At 36.3% G+C, this 20,836-nt stretch carries 20 protein-coding genes and 5 pseudogenes; 14 read left to right on the forward strand and 11 right to left on the reverse strand.

Translation table 11 applies throughout. The annotated features are described in order from the left end of the window. Positions 1–234: 234 nt before the first annotated feature. Positions 235–1,671 carry a flavin monoamine oxidase family protein gene (locus tag NYE22_RS11945; protein ID WP_161986061.1) on the reverse strand — a complete coding sequence of 479 codons (1,437 nt, stop codon included), beginning with the start codon at positions 1,669–1,671 and terminating at the stop codon, positions 235–237. A gap of 127 nt (positions 1,672–1,798) precedes the next feature. Between NYE22_RS11945 and NYE22_RS11950 the strand changes: the two genes are divergently transcribed. From NYE22_RS11950 to NYE22_RS11965, 4 genes and pseudogenes are all read left to right on the forward strand, one after another. Continuing rightward, a complete protein-coding gene (locus tag NYE22_RS11950) occupies positions 1,799–2,356 on the forward strand; it encodes an SMI1/KNR4 family protein (RefSeq protein ID WP_161986060.1) in 558 nt (185 codons plus the stop codon). Between the two features lie 100 nt (positions 2,357–2,456). Beyond that, a pseudogene (locus NYE22_RS11955) lies at positions 2,457–2,612 on the forward strand (T7SS effector LXG polymorphic toxin); the annotation flags it as partial. Further along, a pseudogene (locus NYE22_RS11960) lies at positions 2,610–2,984 on the forward strand (UV damage repair protein UvrX); the annotation flags it as partial. The pseudogenes NYE22_RS11955 and NYE22_RS11960, both read left to right, overlap by 3 nt. A 221-nt stretch (positions 2,985–3,205) precedes the next feature. Then, complete coding sequence (locus NYE22_RS11965) at positions 3,206–3,406, forward strand: hypothetical protein (RefSeq protein ID WP_021481449.1); 201 nt, start codon at positions 3,206–3,208, stop codon at positions 3,404–3,406. Positions 3,407–3,559: 153 nt separating this feature from the next. Here NYE22_RS11965 and NYE22_RS11970 read toward each other — a convergent pair whose 3' ends face one another. The 6 genes and pseudogenes from NYE22_RS11970 to NYE22_RS11995 all read right to left on the reverse strand — a co-directional run bounded on the left by NYE22_RS11970 (position 3,560) and on the right by NYE22_RS11995 (position 7,154). Then, positions 3,560–3,703: a hypothetical protein gene (locus NYE22_RS11970; RefSeq protein ID WP_153801665.1), complete on the reverse strand. Its 144-nt coding sequence runs from the start codon at positions 3,701–3,703 to the stop codon at positions 3,560–3,562. Then, positions 3,693–4,823, reverse strand: coding sequence for a tetratricopeptide repeat protein (locus NYE22_RS11975; RefSeq protein WP_021481447.1), 1,131 nt, complete (start codon positions 4,821–4,823; stop codon positions 3,693–3,695). Before NYE22_RS11975 ends, NYE22_RS11970 begins: the two co-directional genes overlap by 11 nt. Before the next feature lie 132 nt (positions 4,824–4,955). After that, positions 4,956–5,102: pseudogene (locus tag NYE22_RS11980) on the reverse strand (phage holin); the annotation flags it as partial. 782 nt (positions 5,103–5,884) lie between these two features. Beyond that, positions 5,885–6,058, reverse strand: coding sequence for a hypothetical protein (locus tag NYE22_RS11985; protein WP_154213112.1), 174 nt, complete (start codon positions 6,056–6,058; stop codon positions 5,885–5,887). Positions 6,059–6,332: 274 nt separating this feature from the next. Further along, positions 6,333–6,608, reverse strand: a pseudogene (locus NYE22_RS11990) (SOS response-associated peptidase family protein); the annotation flags it as partial. 180 nt (positions 6,609–6,788) lie between these two features. Then, positions 6,789–7,154, reverse strand: a complete 366-nt coding sequence (locus NYE22_RS11995) for a hypothetical protein (protein ID WP_161986059.1) — start codon at positions 7,152–7,154, stop codon at positions 6,789–6,791. Positions 7,155–7,799: 645 nt separating this feature from the next. On the opposite strand from NYE22_RS11995, the gene NYE22_RS12000 reads away from it, so the two are divergent. From NYE22_RS12000 to NYE22_RS12015, 4 genes and pseudogenes are all read left to right on the forward strand, one after another. Beyond that, a complete protein-coding gene (locus NYE22_RS12000; RefSeq protein WP_038829963.1) occupies positions 7,800–8,501 on the forward strand; it encodes a hypothetical protein in 702 nt (233 codons plus the stop codon). A 200-nt stretch (positions 8,502–8,701) separates the two neighbouring features. Then, positions 8,702–8,928, forward strand: a pseudogene (locus NYE22_RS12005) (helix-turn-helix transcriptional regulator). 906 nt (positions 8,929–9,834) lie between these two features. Further along, positions 9,835–9,999, forward strand: coding sequence for a hypothetical protein (locus NYE22_RS12010; RefSeq protein ID WP_021481433.1), 165 nt, complete (start codon positions 9,835–9,837; stop codon positions 9,997–9,999). A 49-nt stretch (positions 10,000–10,048) separates the two neighbouring features. Continuing rightward, positions 10,049–10,681 (forward strand): hypothetical protein, encoded by a 633-nt coding sequence (locus NYE22_RS12015; protein WP_161986058.1) that lies wholly within the window; start codon positions 10,049–10,051, stop codon positions 10,679–10,681. A 34-nt stretch (positions 10,682–10,715) separates the two neighbouring features. Here NYE22_RS12015 and NYE22_RS12020 read toward each other — a convergent pair whose 3' ends face one another. After that, positions 10,716–11,054 (reverse strand): helix-turn-helix transcriptional regulator, encoded by a 339-nt coding sequence (locus NYE22_RS12020; protein WP_015251936.1) that lies wholly within the window; start codon positions 11,052–11,054, stop codon positions 10,716–10,718. A 170-nt stretch (positions 11,055–11,224) separates the two neighbouring features. On the opposite strand from NYE22_RS12020, the gene NYE22_RS12025 reads away from it, so the two are divergent. The 3 genes from NYE22_RS12025 (at position 11,225) to ppsA (ending at position 16,003) form a co-directional block, all read left to right on the forward strand. Next, positions 11,225–11,464: a TM2 domain-containing protein gene (locus NYE22_RS12025; RefSeq protein WP_014477028.1), complete on the forward strand. Its 240-nt coding sequence runs from the start codon at positions 11,225–11,227 to the stop codon at positions 11,462–11,464. 626 nt (positions 11,465–12,090) lie between these two features. Then, a complete protein-coding gene (gene xynA / locus NYE22_RS12030; RefSeq protein WP_015251938.1) occupies positions 12,091–12,732 on the forward strand; it encodes an endo-1,4-beta-xylanase XynA in 642 nt (213 codons plus the stop codon). A gap of 670 nt (positions 12,733–13,402) precedes the next feature. Beyond that, entirely contained in the window at positions 13,403–16,003 is a 2,601-nt protein-coding gene (ppsA, locus tag NYE22_RS12035; RefSeq protein ID WP_161986057.1) for a phosphoenolpyruvate synthase, read from the forward strand. Positions 16,004–16,301: 298 nt separating this feature from the next. On the opposite strand, the gene NYE22_RS12040 is transcribed toward ppsA, so the two are convergent. After that, entirely contained in the window at positions 16,302–16,565 is a 264-nt protein-coding gene (locus tag NYE22_RS12040; protein WP_072174146.1) for a hypothetical protein, read from the reverse strand. A gap of 394 nt (positions 16,566–16,959) precedes the next feature. Beyond that, entirely contained in the window at positions 16,960–17,193 is a 234-nt protein-coding gene (locus NYE22_RS12045; protein WP_250620944.1) for a hypothetical protein, read from the reverse strand. A gap of 163 nt (positions 17,194–17,356) precedes the next feature. On the opposite strand from NYE22_RS12045, the gene NYE22_RS12050 reads away from it, so the two are divergent. Further along, a complete protein-coding gene (locus NYE22_RS12050; protein WP_072174148.1) occupies positions 17,357–17,710 on the forward strand; it encodes a DUF3221 domain-containing protein in 354 nt (117 codons plus the stop codon). A 487-nt stretch (positions 17,711–18,197) separates the two neighbouring features. Here the strand turns inward: NYE22_RS12050 and bla are convergent, their stop codons facing one another. Continuing rightward, entirely contained in the window at positions 18,198–19,118 is a 921-nt protein-coding gene (gene bla / locus NYE22_RS12055; protein WP_032725891.1) for a class A beta-lactamase, read from the reverse strand. Positions 19,119–19,341: 223 nt separating this feature from the next. On the opposite strand from bla, the gene NYE22_RS12060 reads away from it, so the two are divergent. Both NYE22_RS12060 and NYE22_RS12065 read left to right on the forward strand, forming a co-directional pair. Further along, positions 19,342–19,974 carry a type 1 glutamine amidotransferase family protein gene (locus tag NYE22_RS12060; RefSeq protein ID WP_038829972.1) on the forward strand — a complete coding sequence of 211 codons (633 nt, stop codon included), beginning with the start codon at positions 19,342–19,344 and terminating at the stop codon, positions 19,972–19,974. Between the two features lie 263 nt (positions 19,975–20,237). Continuing rightward, positions 20,238–20,669 (forward strand): hypothetical protein, encoded by a 432-nt coding sequence (locus NYE22_RS12065; protein WP_041849918.1) that lies wholly within the window; start codon positions 20,238–20,240, stop codon positions 20,667–20,669. The last annotated feature ends 167 nt before the right edge of the window (positions 20,670–20,836 follow it).

A 20,836-nucleotide genomic window follows, 5' to 3' on the forward strand; every position in this document is an offset into this window, starting at 1 on the left:
TTTGCCTAAGGCAAACGTCTTTTGCGTATTGAGGCGATGCACCACACGCCACATTCGTGTGTGCCGTAAGGCATGTACATCGGCTTACACAATTCAGCTCATCGCTATATGAATATAGCATGGAGGGCGAAGGAATGCAAGGATTACTTTGTTTTTGTGATTGAATTTGTCCGTCTAATCAAGATCTTATTATATGAAATGTAATAATCTTTTAGTACAGAAGGTGAGCATGATCTAAGGTAAGCGATTGACCTCATAAGCAACACGTATTCCAGATTCAATCGAGCCTTGCATCCACGCATGAGTGAGTGAGGCGTGTTCTCCGGCGAAATGAATTCTGCCCTCAGGGACAGGAATATAGGGATACAGCTCTAATTCTTGTCCTGGTTCGAAAGCTGTAAAACCTCCCGCAGAATACGGGTACTGGTTCCAGCTAAAAGAAGTGCCAGACACAAATTCAGACCACACAATATCACCATAGATTTCAGATAAATTCAGTAAAGTATACTGGATTCGCTCTCCTTCTGAAAGACTGTCCCATATCAGTGCCTCATCAGCCCAAGTATAACTTGCCAGAATGACGGCATGTCCATTTGCTCCAATATTTCTGCTTGGATAATACGAAAAACGAATCGGTAGATCAGTAATAGATTTGCCGCCGCGCTGCCCGGCTTTTTCCCAAAATCGGCTTTTAAACTCTATGCCGATTTTTGTTGCACTGATATAGTTTAGCTCACGGATGGCCCTCCGTTTATAGTAAGAGAATGAATGGTATGGTTCGACTTTTACAAATCGCAATGTTGAAAAAGGAATGGTTACAATAGCGAGATCTGCTGTGAACGATGCAAATTCTGCCGTTTGTTGATGCTGACAATGGATCGTAACACTATTTTCCCCCTGAGAAATTTTCATCATTTTTTGATGGTATAGAATGTTTGTTTTTAATTGAGGAAGAAACGCGTGAGGCAGCAGATCCATGCCGCCAGTTATCTCATAGAAGTGAGCGGGCGATGAAAAAAAGATAGATTCCCGCAATACTTCAACAAGGGACATCCCCATATACGCTTCCATATCCAAAAGTACACCAATCATATCGATCGCGCCATATGAAAAATACGTGTTTAAAAAAGAGCTTAACGAATGATTTTTGTATTGTTCTTCGACAATCCGCCAATTTCTCGCTGGATTTTGATTGATAAAATTTAGAATAGGCTGCAGTAAAGAAAGCATCAGCTCTTCAGACGTTTTCCCTTGTTCATTTGGTGCAACTGGGTATCTCAATATTCCAGGAGCTCGTTCAAAAACTTGGAGACGTGTTTTGATTCCATTTGCATAAATGATGTCCATCGGGGTTCTGTTGAGAAATACATTTGTTGGCAATTTGAATTTTTTTATATATTCTAAGGTTAACGAATGGTTATTCGGTATGCGCATCGGGCCAGCGTTAAAATACAAATCATCACTAAAGGGAGCTCTCAAAGTGCAGACACGGCCGCCCGCTCTGCCGCTCGCTTCGAGAATCGTTACTCTGTGACCGGCATTTTTCAGCAATGATGCTGATACAAGCCCGGACAATCCAGCTCCTATAACAAGAATGTGCTTTGGATGCTGCGATGCGCTAAGGCCATTTCTAATGATCTTTACCATGTCATCATTCATTAGAGAATTCAATTTTTGGAGGCACCTCTTTTTAGAATTTATTGCATTATATTCACTGAAAAGAGCACCTATCACGATCTGTTCACATCTTTTGGAATTTGAAAGGTTATTGTTAAAAGGAAATAAAGGGGTGATGTATGTGACTAACTTTGTTCATAAGACTGTAAATGGCTTGAAAAGTCTTTTAGACGAAAAAGGAGCCATTCAATTGTTTTGTTCTGAAGGAGATATCATGGAGTTCCTTGTTACATTTTCACAGGACAAAGCAACCCTTAACGACATTCAAAGCTTTGAAGCTAAACATCAGATTACCCTTCCAGAGGATTATCAGAAGTTCATGACACTGCATAACGGCGCGAAAATTTTTGAGATTCTTTCTGATGGGGAGAATATAGGTGGTGGACTTCAGCTATTTAGCCTTGAAGTGATTGAAGAGGAGTTAAAATATGAGGATTTGTTTGAAGATATCAATGGTATTCCAATTGGCTACTTATTGGAAGAATGCCATTTAATGATTGATAAAGATAAAGTGAACCAAGGTGATCCCAACTATCTCTATATATTTGAAAGTGGTTTAGAATATAATCCATTAAATGTAAACTTTGAAATATTTTTAGACCGGTATATATTGGCCAATGGAGAACCTTTTTGGGATTGGCGCTACTATACCGCGGAAAATTATTATAGAACAAGATAGTGTGTGATGTATAAGACAGTCATTTGGGCTGTCTTTTTCTGTTATTCAAATAGATTACTGTGGTAAAATTTACATAGAGTAGTCTAGGAAGGAGAATGATATGAAGGTATTTGAGGCTGATTCATTACTCTTTGAGGCCGATAAAAGAACCAAAGAGTATAAGGAACTAAGGTCGCAAATGGTGAAGCTTAAAAAAGCGTTTAAGTCTGTAGCTGACCTAGATGACACCGAGTTTTCCGGTAAGGGTGCAGACAACAAAGCTGGTCGAACAATCAGCCTGGGTATTGGATACAGTAAAGATGATCTTGGTGGTGGATTTCACCGAGCCAAAACAATAGATCTTCCCACAATTATAGATCTTCCCACAATTATCACGATGGGACATATATAGATGTTGCTTGATAAGTTTTACTCGGGTAAAACAGTGAGAAGTATCTCAGTTACGTTATCAAATATTGAGGATGATGTTAATCAACAGTTGAGTTTATTTAAAGTGGATAATGAAAAGAGAAGGAAACTTGGGTTTAGAAGTAAATACAGATCGAAAGCGATTCTTAGAGCAGTTTCTTATACATCTGCTGGTACTGCGCTTTACAGAGCAGGGCTAACTGGTGGACATAAATCATAAAGTTAAGATGATAAAACTACAATGTTAATTTGCTTATTTTAATAGAGAAACATAACGTATTCTGCCACCATACACTATGGTTTTACTAGACACAGAGGACATCTTTTCTTATACCATTAGACACAGTATGGCTTACTTATTTTTACTTAAACAGTTGGAAATGGTTTTTTCATCTGAGTAATAAAACCTACTTTTCTCATAAATAAACGAGGTGAAAATCAATGAATGGGATAGAATTTTTAGAATCTGTGTCACAACTGGGACAAATAATTTTATTGTTCTCCGGCTACGCCTTTTATTGGAGATTGAGTAAAATAAAAAGAGAACGAAGACTTACAAAATATGAAACTTTTCTTAGGTTCTTCGTAATGTTCGGCATATTAGCATGGGGGCTTTCGTTTCTTGCTTTGCATATGTGGTAACAAACTTTCCATTAAAATTTTATTTTGAAGACAAAAGACCACACTGACTGTATTTCGTAGTGCGGTCTTTTTAGTTTAATTAGCTAATGATTAATAAAGAGTTGACAAATTAGTAGCACCCATTGCTCGATAATGTTTCTAATGGGTTAAATATTAAACAAAAAACTTGGTCGGTTGAATAGAAGTAATATTCCTTTTAGCTTCATGGAACTCTTTGTCATTCGAGGATGAAAAGCCACTAAAAATTGCTAATCCAACGACAACTGACAAGGTGGCTAATGCAAGTTTAAATTTCATATAAACACTCTCCTCTTTGTATTTGGATTCGGGCATCCACCATGACGTCAAAAAAGGTGGTTGAGTTCTCAAATTGCCCTATCTCCTTACAATAATTAGCCGTGTCGAGTGCTAATTCCTCTAAATCTGGATACATTACATTATCTTTAAGTACAGAAAAAGTTCGGAAAACTGTGCGTTTATCTATAGAGTCGATATATAAAGCCTTTAAGTAATTAAACTCAGCAACTAAGACATCATCGTTAATGGCTTGTGCTTTCTCGATTCCTTTTTTATAAAGTATAAAGGCTTTTTCAATATTCTTCATTTTAAAGTAAATTTGTGTCAGTGTAAATAACGTGTGAGGGAGAAGATCACTTTTATCGTTTTCGTACAGTGAAACTGCTTGTTCAATATATTCAGCAGCTTTGTCATACTCTTTCATCTTATAATAACAATTTCCCAAATTATATAATGATGCCCCAATTAGTTTGTGCTTGTTTATAGCTTTAGAATCTTTTAGGGCTCTTTGAAGATGCGGAACTGCTTTTTCATGACTTTCCAGATCATCAAAGTTGCCTGCTACAACAAATGCACATTGTATTCGGCGAACAGTATAAGTTTTTTGGTCTTTATAAATGTTAAGTGCTGCTTCAGCATAGTGCATTGATACATGGGTTTGTTTCATGTGATAATACACTTCAGCCATTTTGAAATAAAACTCAGCTCGTTCAATTTCGTCTGTTACTAAAGCGAGCTTTTTCTCAGCAATTTTATATGACCTTATTGCTTTTATATAATCCTTCTTATCAAATTCGTACATTCCTCTAAAGAAATTGCAGTAATATTCCAGGACACCTTTAAGCTTTGTTTGACTGCTTTCGATCTTTTCTAATAAGTCTGAAATTTTAGGGCGTTCTTCATTCAATGACTTAGGTTCAAGGTAATCCAGCATTAGCTGATGACGAAAACACATTAGAGAATAATACAACAATAAGTCTTGATCTTCCTTCATATGTTTTATTTCTTCTTCAACCTCTGCTTTTAATATCTCAGCATCTGGAACGGCGAACATCCGTATGTATTTATACCACTCATTGATTTTAACTCCAACCGTGGATGACGGAATTAATTGCTCCATTGAAATCCCTCCCTCTATGTATCCAATAGACTAAATATGTAATATTTTATCATATTTAAGTGTTTAAGGAAGATTAACATTTTCTTAAAAAGCGAAAAAATACCCTCTTCAATTAAGAGAAGGGCAGGGGTTTTATCTCGGTGAATCATAATCCATTGCTTGTTTACTATCAGAAATACCTTGAGTTGTTGAGTCAACAATGATACCCATTGCAGTTTAAAAAGTTAGAAGTGCATTAAATTTCTCTGTTAAATCGTCACCAAATACAGTCAAGTCGTATAACGTACACGAATAACATGCTTATCGTAAAAATTTATAATGAGTTAAAAAAGACAGTAAACATAAGGATTTTTGATACTTTAATTAGTGAATAGGGGGTAAACGATAAAATGTAAGTGGGAGTAGGGAAAAGTGGTTGTTTTAAGGAGATATTAATAAAAAGGGAAAATTTTCAGAAGGAAAAACGTTGATAATATAGGCTTTTACGATAGCGATTACGATGTGAAATAGGGCGATTTAAAGTGAAATTAGGAAAATGAAAATTTGGATAGGGTGTGGAAATGGAAGTGCTATGAGTACATTCGTTCTTGCTTTTGAGTATTTGGATGTTAATAGACCCCACATATTGGTAGTTAAATCTTTATATAATAAGTCTTATACCTGCATTTCAGTTACATATAATGGTTATGTCCGAATGCTTTATTGATATATATAAAAGTGAAAATCAAGAACATTTTTAAAAAAAGCAGAATATCTGGCTTGAAATGGGATAGATAACTCTGTTTTTGATCGTTATCGTAACAGGAAAAATTAATACGAACACTTATTATATCCTTAATAAGAAAATGTTCTGAGTGAAGTACTACATATTCAACCTTGTCTTTTTAATGGAAATGGAGCATTTATTTGGCCATATTTTAATCCCTCAATGATCTCGACTGATTAACCCCTATATGCAATATAAGATATGGCCAAGTAATTGTTATTACTCAGCGGTAACAGGAGAGAAGGAATTAGAGAAAGCATTTGATTTCATACATAAGAGACCACAAGGCAATGAGTTAAGACTCTTTACCATGAGGTGTTTTCCTTAACCAATTCGCAATAAGTTTCATTAAATTTACTGCAATAGATACCAAAACAATGATCAAAGCGATTTCAGGTAAGATGATAAGTCTAATATTTAAGTCAAGCCTATCAAAGTAATCACCGCTTATTCCGATTTTTTTATTCAAGATATCACCTGCTTTGTATGATCCTAGGTGCCGGCTTACCAATTAAAGGGGAATTTCTCAAGACCATGTACTTTAAAGTTAACTTAAAATCGAGATTTTAAACAGATAGGAGGAAATGAATGAATCAAGATATTCAGTTTTTAAAAGAACTTCAGCAAGAGTTGAAATATCAAGACAGCGACGGTCAAGCTTCACCGCGTTTCTGGACGGTGGGTGACTATGAGTGGGTGGAAGCTCGGGAAGATAATGCAGAACGGTATTCTGTATACCTGCCAGCGGGTATGATACAACGTTTGCTGACAAGTGGCTTTCGAAAGCTTGGTTTCTCGGCCAGTGTTTCGGCACGAGCATTAATCATCTTGTATCCGATCTTTTCATCTTTAGTCCAAGGAGGGATAAGGCCCCATCTAAGCTTGCCCAGACGGTTATTGGATCCATCGTTAATGATTGTCAGGATGTTTTGTGAAGGAGCGACATTATAGTTTGGGTGATATTCACCTTCAGGTAAGAATTGATCTATGTTGAATTGCTTTATGATGTCATTGTACAAGCTTGATACACGAAAAACAAAAAGGAGGGATGTGATGCAGCAAACAGTTGAGGTTAAAGAAGTTGAAGTGTTGGTCAGGGGAATATGGAGAAAGAATAATCAATGATATTAATACTAAAATAGTCTTCTGATAGTCTTTACAATAATAAGAAAGCCCCCATACAGGGGGCTTGAAGCTGCCTAATAACCATTAAATTCCTTGATTTCAAAGTTTTCTGTATCAAGATTTAGGCTATTCAATTGCTTTAACAACACCTCAAATTTTAAGCAGTCACCGTTTCTTAATTCTTCTGGAATATCTTCAGGATTTGCAATTTTCATTCCATTCTCAATCCACTGTTTTCGGTATAACTGAATTGCAGCGTCAATTAAATAATCTGGAGTTACAATAAAACCTAAGCTTACGTCATGATCTTCACTGTAGCCGTATTCAAAATCGCAACAAGGGCAGATTTCAAATGTTTTTTGATACTCACCATCATTGTTTAATGGGTTTTCACTTAATCCTTTATATCCGCAAATTAAACATGTATATAATTTAGTCATAGCAATCCCTCTTTAATATATTTATAGTTCCTATTGATTTTTATAATAATTATAACTAAAAATGTTGGGGGGTGTGCAAGCGGGCAAAAAATGACCTTTTCTCATGAAGCTTTTATTATATTAAAACTATATTAAAGAAACTATGAAGTGGCTAGCATCCGCAATGGTCGGAAGAGGGAAAGGAACAAAGGACATTAAGTTTTGAATAAAACAGCAGTTTTAATTAGTTAAGCTCTCACTGTATAATAAAGGAAACGGTAAGGTGGGGATCGTTATGAAAATCCTAAACTTTAAATTTGATAATTCTTTCTTTGAATTACATGCAGCGTTTACTACTAATTTGGATCTTCAAACTGATTATGATATCCAGATGGATATGCTCAAGATGAGTAAAGCGATACTTAAAACAGCTGGCTTTACAAATTTCTTAATCCAGGATACATACTTTATAGTTGAAGATAACAACTCAGTTTATTGTTCATATTACTTTCAGTGAAGTAAATTAAATAATGCAACTATAGCATTTTGAAAAACATTCAGGTGTAGAAAAAGGAAAATGGAAATCAAGTTATTCTTAGTGATATAGCAAGGTACAAAACCTAAATAAAACATGGACTTTATTCTTAACGAAGAGAGATGTGAGCAATGGTAAATATCTTAACTAATATCTTGAAAAGTGACAGATTGGATGAATATCCATTACTTCAAAAGTTCTGCTCCCTCAAAGAAAAAGGGTTACGTAAGGAATCCTTTAAAGCATTATCTTCCTTTATTGATGAAGCAAAAACGTGGGATAATAATGCCCAACAGAAGTTTGCTTGTTGGCTATTTGCTTTATTTGAAACATCAGATGATATTCACCATGTACTCGTTCATCCTTTGGAAGAGGAACTTTTAAAGCCTTTACTTGAGGGATGGATGAAGAATAATCCGGAAGATCCAAGGCCATATAGGTGGTATGGCGTGTTTTTAAATACCGAAAAACGTGTCGATTACTTACACAATGCGCTTAGACTTGGTGGCAGCAATGAACAATTATCCTTATTAACGCTAATCGATATTAATTTGAACGCCCTTTGGTATTCATTTCATCATATATCCGAAGATTTGTATCTTGGCGATATTAAAGAAGATACAGCACTTATTATTAAGTCGCTGCAGCTAAACAACAAGGTAGAATGTCAACAAACAAGAAATAACAATAATGAAGCACTTAACTATTATCAAGATCTGTTGAATGATTGGGTGTTGTTTACAGAAAAACAATCAAAGGGATTTATTGAATGGTGTGAAAATAAGGGTAGAAATTATCATTGGTTCAAATCCTATTATTACGAAAAACATTGAGCGCAGCTAGTGAAGCTCGTTATGAGTCGAAAAGAATCCCGGTTGTGGGGACGTAAAAATTAAAGGCAAATATGGGATTGACCATGACGAGCCCGATGATATCTATTTTAAGCTTCTTTAGGGTTAAGGCTGATTGAAAGCCTTGGCCATTAATACAAATTTAATGATCATTTTAAGTGATCAAAATTGAGGCGAGAACACTGATTAAATCAAATTTAAAGCACATATTAGACGAAAGGAAGATCAGTATTAGGCAGCTATCCAGAGATATTGATCATGAGTATCCGACTGTCAGAAAGTTATACAGAGATGAAATGGAGCGGTATCCAAGAGAGCTGTTAGATAAAGTCTGTACATATCTAAACATCGAGCTGCATAAGTTATTGATTTTCCAAAAAATCATAACCATATCGATCACTCAGGATGAAAATGGTATACTAAAGTTGTAAGGTTAGGAAATAATTACAAGTTTTCTAGATCTACATAAAATCGTACTTTATACAGTTAGGGGAAAGGAAATGTTTTTGGGCCTAACTAAAAAAGAGAAAGAAATCCTAAAATACGAGATCATTTCACCTGAAACAAGGTTAAGGTTCACACGGTATATAAGAAGTCAATGGAAGCGGCTTTGAAAAGGGGTGAAACGCCGTTAAAAATTTAGTCTTATTGTCCAGCTTTTTGGGGATTACATTATCAATTATAGGGCAATTATTTGGAGTCCTAACAGATTTTTTTATTCCAGGTATTGCACGGCTTATGGGAGTTTTAGCTGGCCTTCTAGTATTACTTAGCTTGAAGTCAAGAAACACAGAAATGCAGACATTTATAGTGAGTTCAAGTACTGCATTAGGAATAATAGGTGCAGGAGTTTTATATCTTCCATCAGCTATTTTCAATGTCTTAATTGGTTTCAAACTAAACAAAAAGTTAAAAGATGAAAACACTAAGGAGTAGATCTGAATAGACTGCTTTTTGTTTAGTGTGACCATGGAAAATTGTAGTATAATAGTAATAAAATAATCATTTTATTATGAGTGGGGTTTAGAATGTGCTTAAAGAATGAGGTCAAATAGGTCAAGAATTTGGCGCTGAAGAAATTGCCGAATATCACTATCGGGATCACTTTGGTGGCTCTATAACTCTTTGGTACAGACTCAGGAGATACTACATAGCTCTTATACAGTTTGATAAGCCAGGGGACGGAGAACGGATGGTATAGAACAACCAAAAAACCATATTCTGATGATGAAGAATGGATTAAATTAAGAGTCAAAAGAAAGGAATAAAAATAATTCAGAATTGCTTGGCTTTACTTTGAAAGGGGTCGAGTAAGATGGACAAGAAAAAGAATGAAATACAAAGAAAATATAGGGAGCAAATAAGGGAGAGAACGGAACGAGAAAAACAAGATGGTAGTTCACACACTTTTGAGATTGTTATTGTACTAGCCATCATTATTTTGTTGTTTTTCTTTAACTCAGTATTTAAGGCTTTTTAAATAAAAGAATCCTTTTATTTAAATGGGCAGTTAGGAGGTAGAGCATTTTATGAAAACTTGTTTTTCACTCATTTTAATTATGGTTCCCACACTTATTTTTGGGTTTATGGGAAAACCAACTGAAATGGGCATAGCAGCTTTAACAGGTGCTGTTGCAAGTGCTTTCATTAACCTTGAAAAGTTTTCTTCTTTCAAAGGTGCGGGTTTTGAAGCAGAGCTTAGGAAAGTTGAAAATGTCGTTAGTGAGGCTTATGCAACGTTGAATAACTTAAAGCAAGTAGCTAAACCATTATTAGAAGTGTCCTTACAAACTCTTTTTTATAGCAATACAATGTTAGGATTAAGTCCCGAACGTAAAGATGAGTATAAGCAACAGATCTTAAAAATAAAAGATGAATTAGAGATTGATGATGGCAGTCTTGCATATGTTGCAAAAAAGATCAGCAGATTAAATGCAATAAATTTATTTGAGGAATTTAACGCTTTACTAAAACAGAAGCATAGCTTTGGACTTGATGAACTTAAACCGGAGTGGGATGGATGGAAGACTGAAATGCCTCCAAACCCAGTTAACTCAAATGATATCGTTAAAAGATTAACTGAAGAAGGTATTAATATGTCTGAAGATTTAAAAGATAAGTTTACAAAATATGAGCAATACTACAAGAAAGAAATAAAATAATTGTTTTATGCAAAAGCCCTTATGCGGGCTCTTTTTAATTGTTGTTTGCAGTAACCAACTTCAAAATTTTCCGTATAGGATCTAATATCTCAGGGGTAAGTTTATATCCATCCCAGTGAATATCTGGTTTTTCTAAAAACTCTTTTAGATTTTTTCTTTCCACTTTAGGATCAGGATCATCTGTTAATCCAAGTATGTAATCAACTGAAACATCATATAGTCTAGCTAAAATAACCAACTTGTCCAATGGTGGTTTTTTGCTTTCAGCTTCATACCCGCCGTAACTTGATTTTGCAATTCCAATTTTCTCAGCTAACTGTTCCATTGTTAATTTGTGTGCCTTTCGTAATTGACGTAATCTTTGGCCATACATTTTGAATAAACGCCTCCCAATACCATCTAGTTCAATTATATGAGCTTTCATTTCTCAATAAAATAAAAAATCTCAAAAAAATTTCAAAATTTTCACGATTTCTGGTGGAAAATGCATTATAATGTGAAAGCATTACTTTAAAAATGGTAGCAATGAACTAGGAGGAAGTCATGGTAAGCAAGAAGAACAAAATTGTAGCGGCATTATTAGCATTTTTCTTCGGGGGTCTGGGAATACATAAGTTTTATTTGGGAAGAGTAGGACAAGGTATTCTATATATTTTGTTTTGCTGGACTGGTATCCCGTCTATTATCGCATTTATTGAATTCATTATTTTTCTTTGTGGAAGCGAAGAAGCGTTTGATCAAAAGTACAATTTTTATTACTTCCAGCAGCAATCTAAAGCTTAATTTTAAAGAGGGATATACAGTCCCTCTTTAAATAAAAAAAGAAAGTTAAAGAAATTTATTTTGATTTGGAGGCTCGGTTACATTCCACAGTTACCCCGATTGTCAATTCTTATTTTTCTTTTTCAGAGTCCTTTCAAATAACAATCCTGCAACTTCTTTGTAAAACTAATCTAAGCTATCATCCTCAAATTTTTGGTCAATAATTCTAATTGAGCAGTTCTTTCTTAGTATAACCTTAATTGTTTTCTTCTTCAGTTCTTCATAAATTTGCTTCCCTTCATTAGACAAGCTGCAGCTACAATAATTTCACAATCTCTAATGTATATCACCTTTATACGAAATGGTTCGCATGGGAATTCATTACAGATATTACTCCATCTGAATTAGAAACAAGAATTGTGATCCTGCGAAAAAAGGATCAGGATATGGTGGAAGAAGACCACTTATAATGTGTTTCTAGGTATTTGTAATTAAATTACAAATACTTTTAATATTTGCTCATGAATTCGTGGTATTATATTATACTGAAGGGGACGATCAAAAGCTTTGGCGTTAGTAATTAAAAATGTTTTAAATGTATACGAGTGCTGCCTCAAAGTCGGAAAAAATATTATAGGAGGTAACATATGTTTAAGTTTAAAAAGAATTTCTTAGTTGGATTATCGGCAGCTTTAATGAGTATTAGCTTGTTTTCGGCAACCGCCTCTGCAGCTAGCACAGACTACTGGCAAAATTGGACTGATGGGGGCGGTATAGTAAACGCTGTCAATGGGTCTGGCGGGAACTACAGTGTTAATTGGTCTAATACCGGAAATTTTGTTGTTGGTAAAGGTTGGACTACAGGTTCGCCATTTAGGACGATAAACTATAATGCCGGAGTTTGGGCACCGAATGGCAATGGATATTTAACTTTATATGGTTGGACGAGATCACCTCTCATAGAATATTATGTAGTGGATTCATGGGGTACTTATAGACCTACTGGAACGTATAAAGGTACTGTAAAAAGTGATGGGGGTACATATGACATATATACAACTACACGTTATAACGCACCTTCCATTGATGGCGATCGCACTACTTTTACGCAGTACTGGAGTGTTCGTCAGACGAAGAGACCAACTGGAAGCAACGCTACAATCACTTTCAGCAATCATGTGAACGCATGGAAGAGCCATGGAATGAATCTGGGCAGTAATTGGGCTTACCAAGTCATGGCGACAGAAGGATATCAAAGTAGTGGAAGTTCTAACGTAACAGTGTGGTAACAGATCATCTTTAATTAGGGGTAGCTAACGGGCTGCTGATCGTTCCTTGAGAAGTTTTATAATCAATGATTATTAAAATCGTTAGTAATGGTTAAAGGTTGTTTTCTACTAGGTGAACGGCCTTGCAATTGCTGGAGGTAGGGTATTCTCCATCTGGTTTTATAACTTTTCCTATAGGTTAATAGAATGGTATTTAAATGAGAATGCTACAATTTTTTGTAGTCAGCGCTTGCTCACAACAGACACCTTTACATAACTCTTCTTTATCAAACATAAGCCTTATTCAAAATAAAAATATCTAGTAGTTAACCAAATCTTCATAACTTTACACTAGTTAAAGGTGGGACTGTTAAGAACAAAAAGTCTAATTTATGAATGGGGACTCTACGAACAAAGCAAGTAAGTTCAAAAAGAACCCAACTTTAGGATTTCCTTATTAGAGGATTGAATCAGCTCAAACCAAGTTTTTTAATGCGACTAGCTATGGAAATTAAGAAAAGAACCTGGGCAATTTCACCAGGTTCTTTTTATATTGCACAAAAACAGACACGATGATATAATCACACTACGTGCGCTTTCTAGTTAAAAGGTTATAGATATCCATCTTATAATTTTATTATATCCTGCTAGGAAGCTCTTGTCAATATTTTTTTTGAAGGGGAGATGTAGAATGAGTTCTTTGGTTCTCGGTTTACATGAAATTGAAAAAACACAGCTTTCGCTCGTTGGAGGAAAAGGGTTACATTTAGGGGAATTATCAAAAATTCAAGGTATACAAGTACCAGAAGGATTTTGTGTCACAACAGTAGGATATCAAAAAGCCATCGAACAAAACGAAACGTTACAAGTGTTGTTGGATCAATTGGCGATGCTAAAAGTTGAGGACCGAGATCAAGTTGGTAACATCAGCAGAAAGATTCGGCAAATCATTATGGAAGTAGACATCCCTTCCGATGTTGTGAAAGCAGTGGCTCAATATCTCTCCCAGTTTGGCGAGGAACATGCCTATGCCGTGCGTTCTAGTGCGACTGCTGAAGATTTACCTCATGCTTCTTTTGCCGGTCAACAAGACACCTATTTAAATATTATCGGCGTCGATGCAATCTTGCAGCATATCAGTAAATGCTGGGCGTCCCTATTTACGGATCGCGCGGTTATTTACCGTATGCAAAATGGATTTGACCACAGCCAAGTCTATTTATCCGTTATCGTTCAAAGGATGGTTTTCCCTCAGGCTTCGGGGATTTTATTTACCGCTGATCCGATTACCTCAAGCCGAAAGGTGTTATCCATCGATGCCGGTTTTGGACTTGGTGAAGCACTGGTTTCCGGCTTGGTATCTGCCGATTGTTATAAAGTACAGGATGGGCAATTCATCGATAAGAGAATAGCAACTAAAAAATTGGCTATCTACGGACGAAAAGAAGGCGGAACAGAAACACAGCAGATCGATTCTGATCAGCAAAAGGCTCAAACACTGACTGATGAACAAATTTTACAGCTGGCACGCATTGGAAGAGAGATCGAAGCTCATTTCGGCCAGCCGCAAGATATCGAATGGTGTTTGGCCCGCGATACTTTTTATATTGTACAGAGTCGTCCAATCACTACTTTATTCCCCATCCCTGAAGCGAGTGACCAAGAAAATCACGTCTATATTTCTGTTGGTCATCAACAAATGATGACGGATCCCATAAAACCACTGGGATTGTCTTTTTTTCTGTTGACGACTGCTGCACCCATGCGTAAAGCCGGTGGAAGGCTATTTGTTGATGTCACACATCATCTGGCATCCCCTGACAGCAGAGAAGTTTTCTTAAAAGGCATGGGGCAGCACGATCAGCTCTTAAAAGACGCACTTATGACCATAATAAAGCGACGAGATTTCATAAAGTCGATACCAAATGATAAAACAGCACCAAATCCCAGCAGAGGCAATGCAGATATGCCGGCTCAAGTTGAAAACGATCCGACAATCGTGTCTGATTTGATTGAGAGCAGTCAAACATCGATAGAAGAGTTAAAACAAAACATCCAAATGAAATCAGGATCAGATTTATTTCGTTTTATTCTGGAAGATATCCAGGAATTAAAGAAGATTTTATTTAACCCAGAAAGTTCGGTTGTGATTCGAACTGCTATGAATGCTTCATTATGGATTAACGAAAAAATGAACGAGTGGTTAGGTGAAAAAAACGCAGCAGATACGCTTTCTCAATCTGTACCCCATAATATTACTTCCGAAATGGGTCTTGCGCTATTAGACGTCGCAGATGTGATTCGTCCTTATCCAGAGGTAATTGATTACTTACAACATGTAAAAGATGATAACTTTTTGGATGAACTGGCTAAGTTTGATGGCGGAAGCAAAACCCGAGACGCGATCTATGATTATCTCAGCAAATACGGAATGCGATGTACCGGAGAAATTGATATTACAAGAACTCGATGGAGTGAAAAACCAACTACACTTATCCCAATGATTCTTAATAATATCAATAACAGTGAGCCAAATGCCAGCCATCGGAAATTTGAGCAAGGGCGACAGGAAGCTTTGAAGAAAGAGCAAGAGTTATTAGATCGATTAAAGCAATTACCGGATGGTGAACAAAAAGCCAAAGAAACAAAACGAATGATAGATATCATCCGAAATTTCAGCGGGTTTAGGGAATATCCAAAATACGGCATGATTAATCGATACTTCGTTTATAAGCAGGCTTTACTGGAAGAAGCCGAACGACTCGTAGAAGCGGGCGTTATTCAAGAAAAAGAAGATATATACTATCTCACTTTTGAAGAACTTCACGAAGTCGTACACACACATAAACTGGATTATCAAATCATCAGTACACGAAAAGACGAGTACAAATTATATGAAAAACTATCTCCACCACGTGTTATCACGTCTGATGGTGAAATCGTTACAGGTGAGTATAAACGAGAAAATCTCCCAGCCGGAGCGATTGTAGGTCTACCTGTTTCCTCCGGAGTGATAGAGGGGCGAGCGCGTGTCATTTTAAACATGGAAGATGCTGATTTAGAAGATGGAGATATATTAGTTACCTCCTTTACCGATCCAAGCTGGACACCATTGTTTGTATCCATAAAAGGCCTAGTCACCGAAGTTGGGGGGCTGATGACCCATGGAGCTGTTATAGCCCGTGAATATGGCTTACCTGCAGTTGTTGGCGTTGAAAATGCTGCCAAGCTGATAAAAGATGGGCAACGAATTCGCGTTCATGGTACAGAAGGCTACATTGAAATCTTATAATGTCTGATGTGTGTAGAGAGCCATCAGATATTCCCCACCAGCCCTAACTAGAAGTTGGGAGGCTGCAATTGTACCGAATGATAAAGTTCCCGTTGAACTAACGAAGATCGATAGCACATTAAGAAAAGCTGGAACCTCTTGGAGGAGGTCTGGCTTTTCTATATAAAATTGGCGTAGTGTGCAAAAGCCGCATTTTGCGGGCGGCGCTTCTTTAAAGTGAATTGTTTATTACCAGCATTTAAACTTGTATTTGTGCTTAAAACAAGAGAAAAAGGAGCTAAAATGCTCCTTTATAAATTTAAACAACTTTTGTATAAATAGCCGTGTAAAACCCGATTGAGTAATCAAAATAATGACGTGTAAGCGTATAAGTATAACCGTTGTATTCTATTGTTGGCTGGAAGTCCATTGGCAGAGGACTAATGCGGTATATAGTGTCATAATCATATTCATCACTTTTTACTGCAACCTCAGACGAAGTGCCAGCAGCCAATGCGGGAACCGCGGATATGAGCATGCCAAAGGATAAAGCAGAACTCAATAAGATTTTCCTAATCTTCAATTACATCAACTCCATTTACAATTTATACATATATTATGTTGTAATTGGAAGTTATTTTGAAAGTGAATAATAGATCATAAAAAGTAAAAATCTCGATTTTAGCGGAATAAGAGTAAGGGTATGGTTCGAAGGCAACCACATACGAACATTTGAGAAAGAACAAAAAGAAGTAGATCCGTTTGGTGAATGTCCCTGTTGTTTATTTTAAAGATCAAAAAGAGTTTAAAATGGGAGGTATTACATTAATGACACGCCACAATGTTGCTATTTACGAAGACAAAGATCGGAAGAAAAAATTGGTTCAGATAGTTTTATCATTATAGATAGAGGTAGCCCAAAAGCAGCCTAGAAATAAGCTTAAACAAAAAATCCTCCCAAAAAGGGAGGATTACTATTACATATTAACTAAAGTGTAAATCAATGAAACAATGAATAAAAAATACGAAATATAAGATATTGCTTTTGAAGAACTTGTTTTATGTTTTTGGAATGTATAGATAAGTGCAAAACCCAAGAAGAAAACTGTTACAAACCAAGAAGTGTATTGTGGAAAGAGGGCGACCACCAATACCATGATTGTTGAAAAAATAAATGAAGAGTAATGAGTTACTTTATGATCATCATTCAATGAAATCACCTCTACGAATTTTTACCCGATTTAGTCTGTGTATTAACAGCTTGTAAAAGATTCAATATGAGAAAATGAAGAAGTTTCTGGATAGGTTTACACTACAGTTTATTGATATGTAGTTATGGAGTGAGATTGTTAAACATGACGGGAGGGAGAAAGGTTGCCGAAAATTGGAGTAAGCTTGATAGTGCTCATTATTTTTCTTGCAGGCTGCAATAAAAATGAACAAAACGGTGACGAAACAAAGATGCAGAGCCTAGTAGGCTATGTCGTGCTTAAAGACAATGAAAGGGCAATTCTCATTACCGATACAATAGCTCCAGTAAAAGAAGATTACGATCTTTCTGAAGGGCAACTTATGAACAAGTTTAAAAATAACATAGTAATTGTAGGATTAAGTGAGATTGATAACACAGATGATCTCAAAAGAGGTGAAAAAATAAAAGTGTGGTTCCATACACTAAAAGAATCAAATCCACCAAGTGCAACGATACAAAAATATGAATTATTATAAAAAAAATTGTTGAATTCTCATATAGATAACCTCTGAGACAACAAATGTTGTTCTATTGCATTGAAACTGCCAGTGACCAATATCAAGTTCAGTTATGTTAATTCAAGTGGTTTGATATGTTAGTGTCTTCGAGACGAAATATTGGAAGTGAGTCCGGATATCCATGAGTATTACAAATTGGTCACAGAATAAGAGACTTAAGGGAGTTGTCTGCATTGTATGTTCACTTCTATATAACGGCTTGCACTAAGGAGTATATTCTTGGAAGGAAAGAATATGGATTTTAGGGTGCTTAATCTTAATTCTTGTCAGGTCAAACTTTACTTGTTCCATAAAATGAAAACTTGCCGTTAATTATAATAACGTTTAATTTTGTGGTGTTTAAATATATGATTCTAGAGGTCTTATGAAAGAACCGTTCATCAAAAAATGAACGGTAGGAGTTAAAAAAGTAATGTCTTTTCTTTTGTGGTAAAAGGCTAAACATTTATTTGAGATCGTTAAGGACGACTTTTGCAGCCTCAGCGATAAGAGCATTATCATAATTAGCATCTTTCGTAAAGCGGTTTGACAGAATTGCCACAACAATAGGAGCTCTGTTTGGCGGCCAAACGATAGCAATGTCGTTTCGTGTCCCGTAACTTCCGGCTCCGGATTTATCGCCGACTTCCCATCCTATTGGAGCGCCTGCCCGAATCAGTTCGTCACCAGTAGCATTGCCTCGCATCCAATCGGTTAAGATCGTGCGTTTGTCAGTCGTGAGAGTGTTATCTAAAGTGAAGGCTTTAAGATCGGTTGCCAGTGCTTTTGCGGTGCTGGTGTCACGAATATCACCAGGAATCGCAGAGTTTAGATCCGTCTCGAATCGTTTAGCTTTCGTTACATGATCCCCAATCTGTTTCAGTGACTTTTCAAAACCTTTAGGGCCGCCAAGCTGTTGCAACAAGATGTTCCCAGCGGTATTATCGCTGTAACGGATAGCCGCTTCCGAGATTTCTTTTAGGCTCATGCCTGTATCTAGGTGTTTCTCTGTGATTGGAGAATATGTAACAAGATCGTCCTTGCTGTAGTGGATGACTTCATTAAGTTTTTCAATTGAGTTTTTCTTCAGGACAGCAGCTGCGGCTAGAACTTTATAGGTTGATGCGTAAGCAAATCGTTCATTCGGCCGATAGGCGATTGTCTTGTTTGAACCTGTATCAATTGCATAAACACCAAGCCTGGCATCAAATTTTTTCTCAAGTTGAACAAATTTTTTATTCGTTATACAGCTTGCCATGTTTGTGTCTTCTATGGATTTTGCTTCGGCATGTGTTGAGTTGAAAAAAGGTGTGAAACCAGTAATGCTTAAACATAAAAGCCCAACACATATTCCGAATTTTATTGACGCTTTATTTTTCAACTTCATCAGGCCTCCTCATTCAAATGATTTTGTATTACCTTTGAAATGTTTCCCATGACAGTTAGTGTAACAAACCCCTTTGCGCTAGTAAACATAGAATCAATTTATCTTATATTTTTATAAGTTGGGAGAACAAGGGCATAAGAATAGAATCAACAAAAGCTGACAATGGCTGTCAGCAAAGTCATCTATTAGAAAGCTTTATCAATTGTGATTGGAGTGTTATTGGATGCAAACGAGAAAAGTTTATCTCTACGTATTTCACACAATGTCAGACTGGGAATATGGATATTTAATTGCGGAACTAAACTCAGGGAGATACTTTAAACAAGATGCAGCATCTTTAAAAGTAGTTACAGTAGGGGTTAATAAAGAAATGATAACTACGTTGGGAGGATTAAGCATAAAACCAGATATTTCTCTTGACGAATGTACTCTTGGGAGTCAAGATCTTATCATTTTACCCGGAGGAAACACTTGGGGAGAAGATATTCATCAGCCGATCTTGAAAAAAGTTGGCGACGCTTTAAAGCTCGGCACGACTATTGCTGCAATTTGTGGGGCAACCTTGGGCCTCGCGAATGAAGGATACTTAGATTCGAGAAAGCACACAAGCAATGACCTAGAGTATATGAAAATGGTCTGCCCTAATTACAAAGGAGAAACACTATATGAAAAGGAACCAGCAGTATCTGATAAAAATTTGGTTACTGCATCAGGAATTGCTCCTCTGGAATTTGCGGTAGAAGTATTGAAAAAATTAGATGTATTTGCACCAGATACATTGCGTTCATGGTATAAGCTAAATAAGACTCAAAAGCCTGAATATTTCTTTGAGCTAATGAATACAATAAATCGATAGAAAACACTTTAGCAGTTTTTTGTAGTGCTCCTGAACTTATAGGAGCATTTTTTATATGTGTCTAGGAGCTAAATAAAGAAATGCAGAAACTTTTAAAAAGAATATAGATTGGTAAGCCTTATTTCGAATAGAGTTTGATTTGGGTTAAAACTGTTCTTATTAAGGCTCATTTCATGGTGCTAAAGATTCATTTGGAGAAGACTGTCTTGATCAGAAAAGACCCTTCCAATATATTGAAGTAAAAGATATCGGGAGGAACTCTTTTGAAAAAGATGTTGATGTTAGCTTTTACATTTCTTTTGGCTTTGACTATCCATGTAGGGGAAGCTTCGGCCGTTATCGTGAAAGATGAGGAGAAAGTGAGTTTTACAATGACAGAGAATGAAAAATGGTTTATGAAGTCTGATAACCTAAATTCAAACCATTGGACATCTCACTTTGGGTACAGATTCACCATTTTCGATACTGAAGGATGTACAATTAACGCAAGAATCATGCGAATGACTTTGTCAGGATATGAAATAACCGTTAGTGAAAAAAACTTCTCGGGGGATCATTTTGATTTTAGTGCAACTGATCGAGTTGAGACGATGCCTTATAAGACTCATTATTTGATTTTGACAAAAGATCCAGATTGCGGAGATGTTAAAGTAAAAGGTCTATACGGTTTTCAGTTTGATCAGCCAGAATGGTAATAAAAAAGAATCTGGATTCTCACCAGCCTAAACGCCAGCCAAGCTAATGTCTCACATGCAGACATTAGCTTTTTCCATTGTTTTATAGGCTGTCGTCAGGATTCTAGAAGACTTTCTCGTAATAGTCGTCACCTGTCACATGAAGCCCAAATGACAGGGGAAATGTA

This window comes from Bacillus sp. FSL K6-1560, from assembly GCF_038592935.1.
Taxonomy (GTDB): Bacteria; Bacillota; Bacilli; order Bacillales; family Bacillaceae; genus Bacillus; species Bacillus subtilis.

What these genes read in the sequence shown, in the direction of transcription:
- NYE22_RS11965 (WP_021481449.1), top strand. Translation starts at nt 3,206, where the DNA reads ATGAATGGGATAGAATTTTTAGAATCTGTGTCACAACTGGGACAAATA.
- NYE22_RS11970 (WP_153801665.1), bottom strand. Translation starts at nt 3,703, where the DNA reads ATGAAATTTAAACTTGCATTAGCCACCTTGTCAGTTGTCGTTGGATTA.
- NYE22_RS11975 (WP_021481447.1), bottom strand. Translation starts at nt 4,823, where the DNA reads ATGGAGCAATTAATTCCGTCATCCACGGTTGGAGTTAAAATCAATGAG.
- NYE22_RS11995 (WP_161986059.1), bottom strand. Translation starts at nt 7,154, where the DNA reads ATGACTAAATTATATACATGTTTAATTTGCGGATATAAAGGATTAAGT.
- NYE22_RS12000 (WP_038829963.1), top strand. Translation starts at nt 7,800, where the DNA reads ATGGTAAATATCTTAACTAATATCTTGAAAAGTGACAGATTGGATGAA.
- NYE22_RS12010 (WP_021481433.1), top strand. Translation starts at nt 9,835, where the DNA reads ATGGACAAGAAAAAGAATGAAATACAAAGAAAATATAGGGAGCAAATA.
- NYE22_RS12015 (WP_161986058.1), top strand. Translation starts at nt 10,049, where the DNA reads ATGAAAACTTGTTTTTCACTCATTTTAATTATGGTTCCCACACTTATT.
- NYE22_RS12020 (WP_015251936.1), bottom strand. Translation starts at nt 11,054, where the DNA reads ATGTATGGCCAAAGATTACGTCAATTACGAAAGGCACACAAATTAACA.
- NYE22_RS12025 (WP_014477028.1), top strand. Translation starts at nt 11,225, where the DNA reads ATGGTAAGCAAGAAGAACAAAATTGTAGCGGCATTATTAGCATTTTTC.
- xynA (WP_015251938.1), top strand. Translation starts at nt 12,091, where the DNA reads ATGTTTAAGTTTAAAAAGAATTTCTTAGTTGGATTATCGGCAGCTTTA.
- ppsA (WP_161986057.1), top strand. Translation starts at nt 13,403, where the DNA reads ATGAGTTCTTTGGTTCTCGGTTTACATGAAATTGAAAAAACACAGCTT.
- bla (WP_032725891.1), bottom strand. Translation starts at nt 19,118, where the DNA reads ATGAAGTTGAAAAATAAAGCGTCAATAAAATTCGGAATATGTGTTGGG.
- NYE22_RS12060 (WP_038829972.1), top strand. Translation starts at nt 19,342, where the DNA reads ATGCAAACGAGAAAAGTTTATCTCTACGTATTTCACACAATGTCAGAC.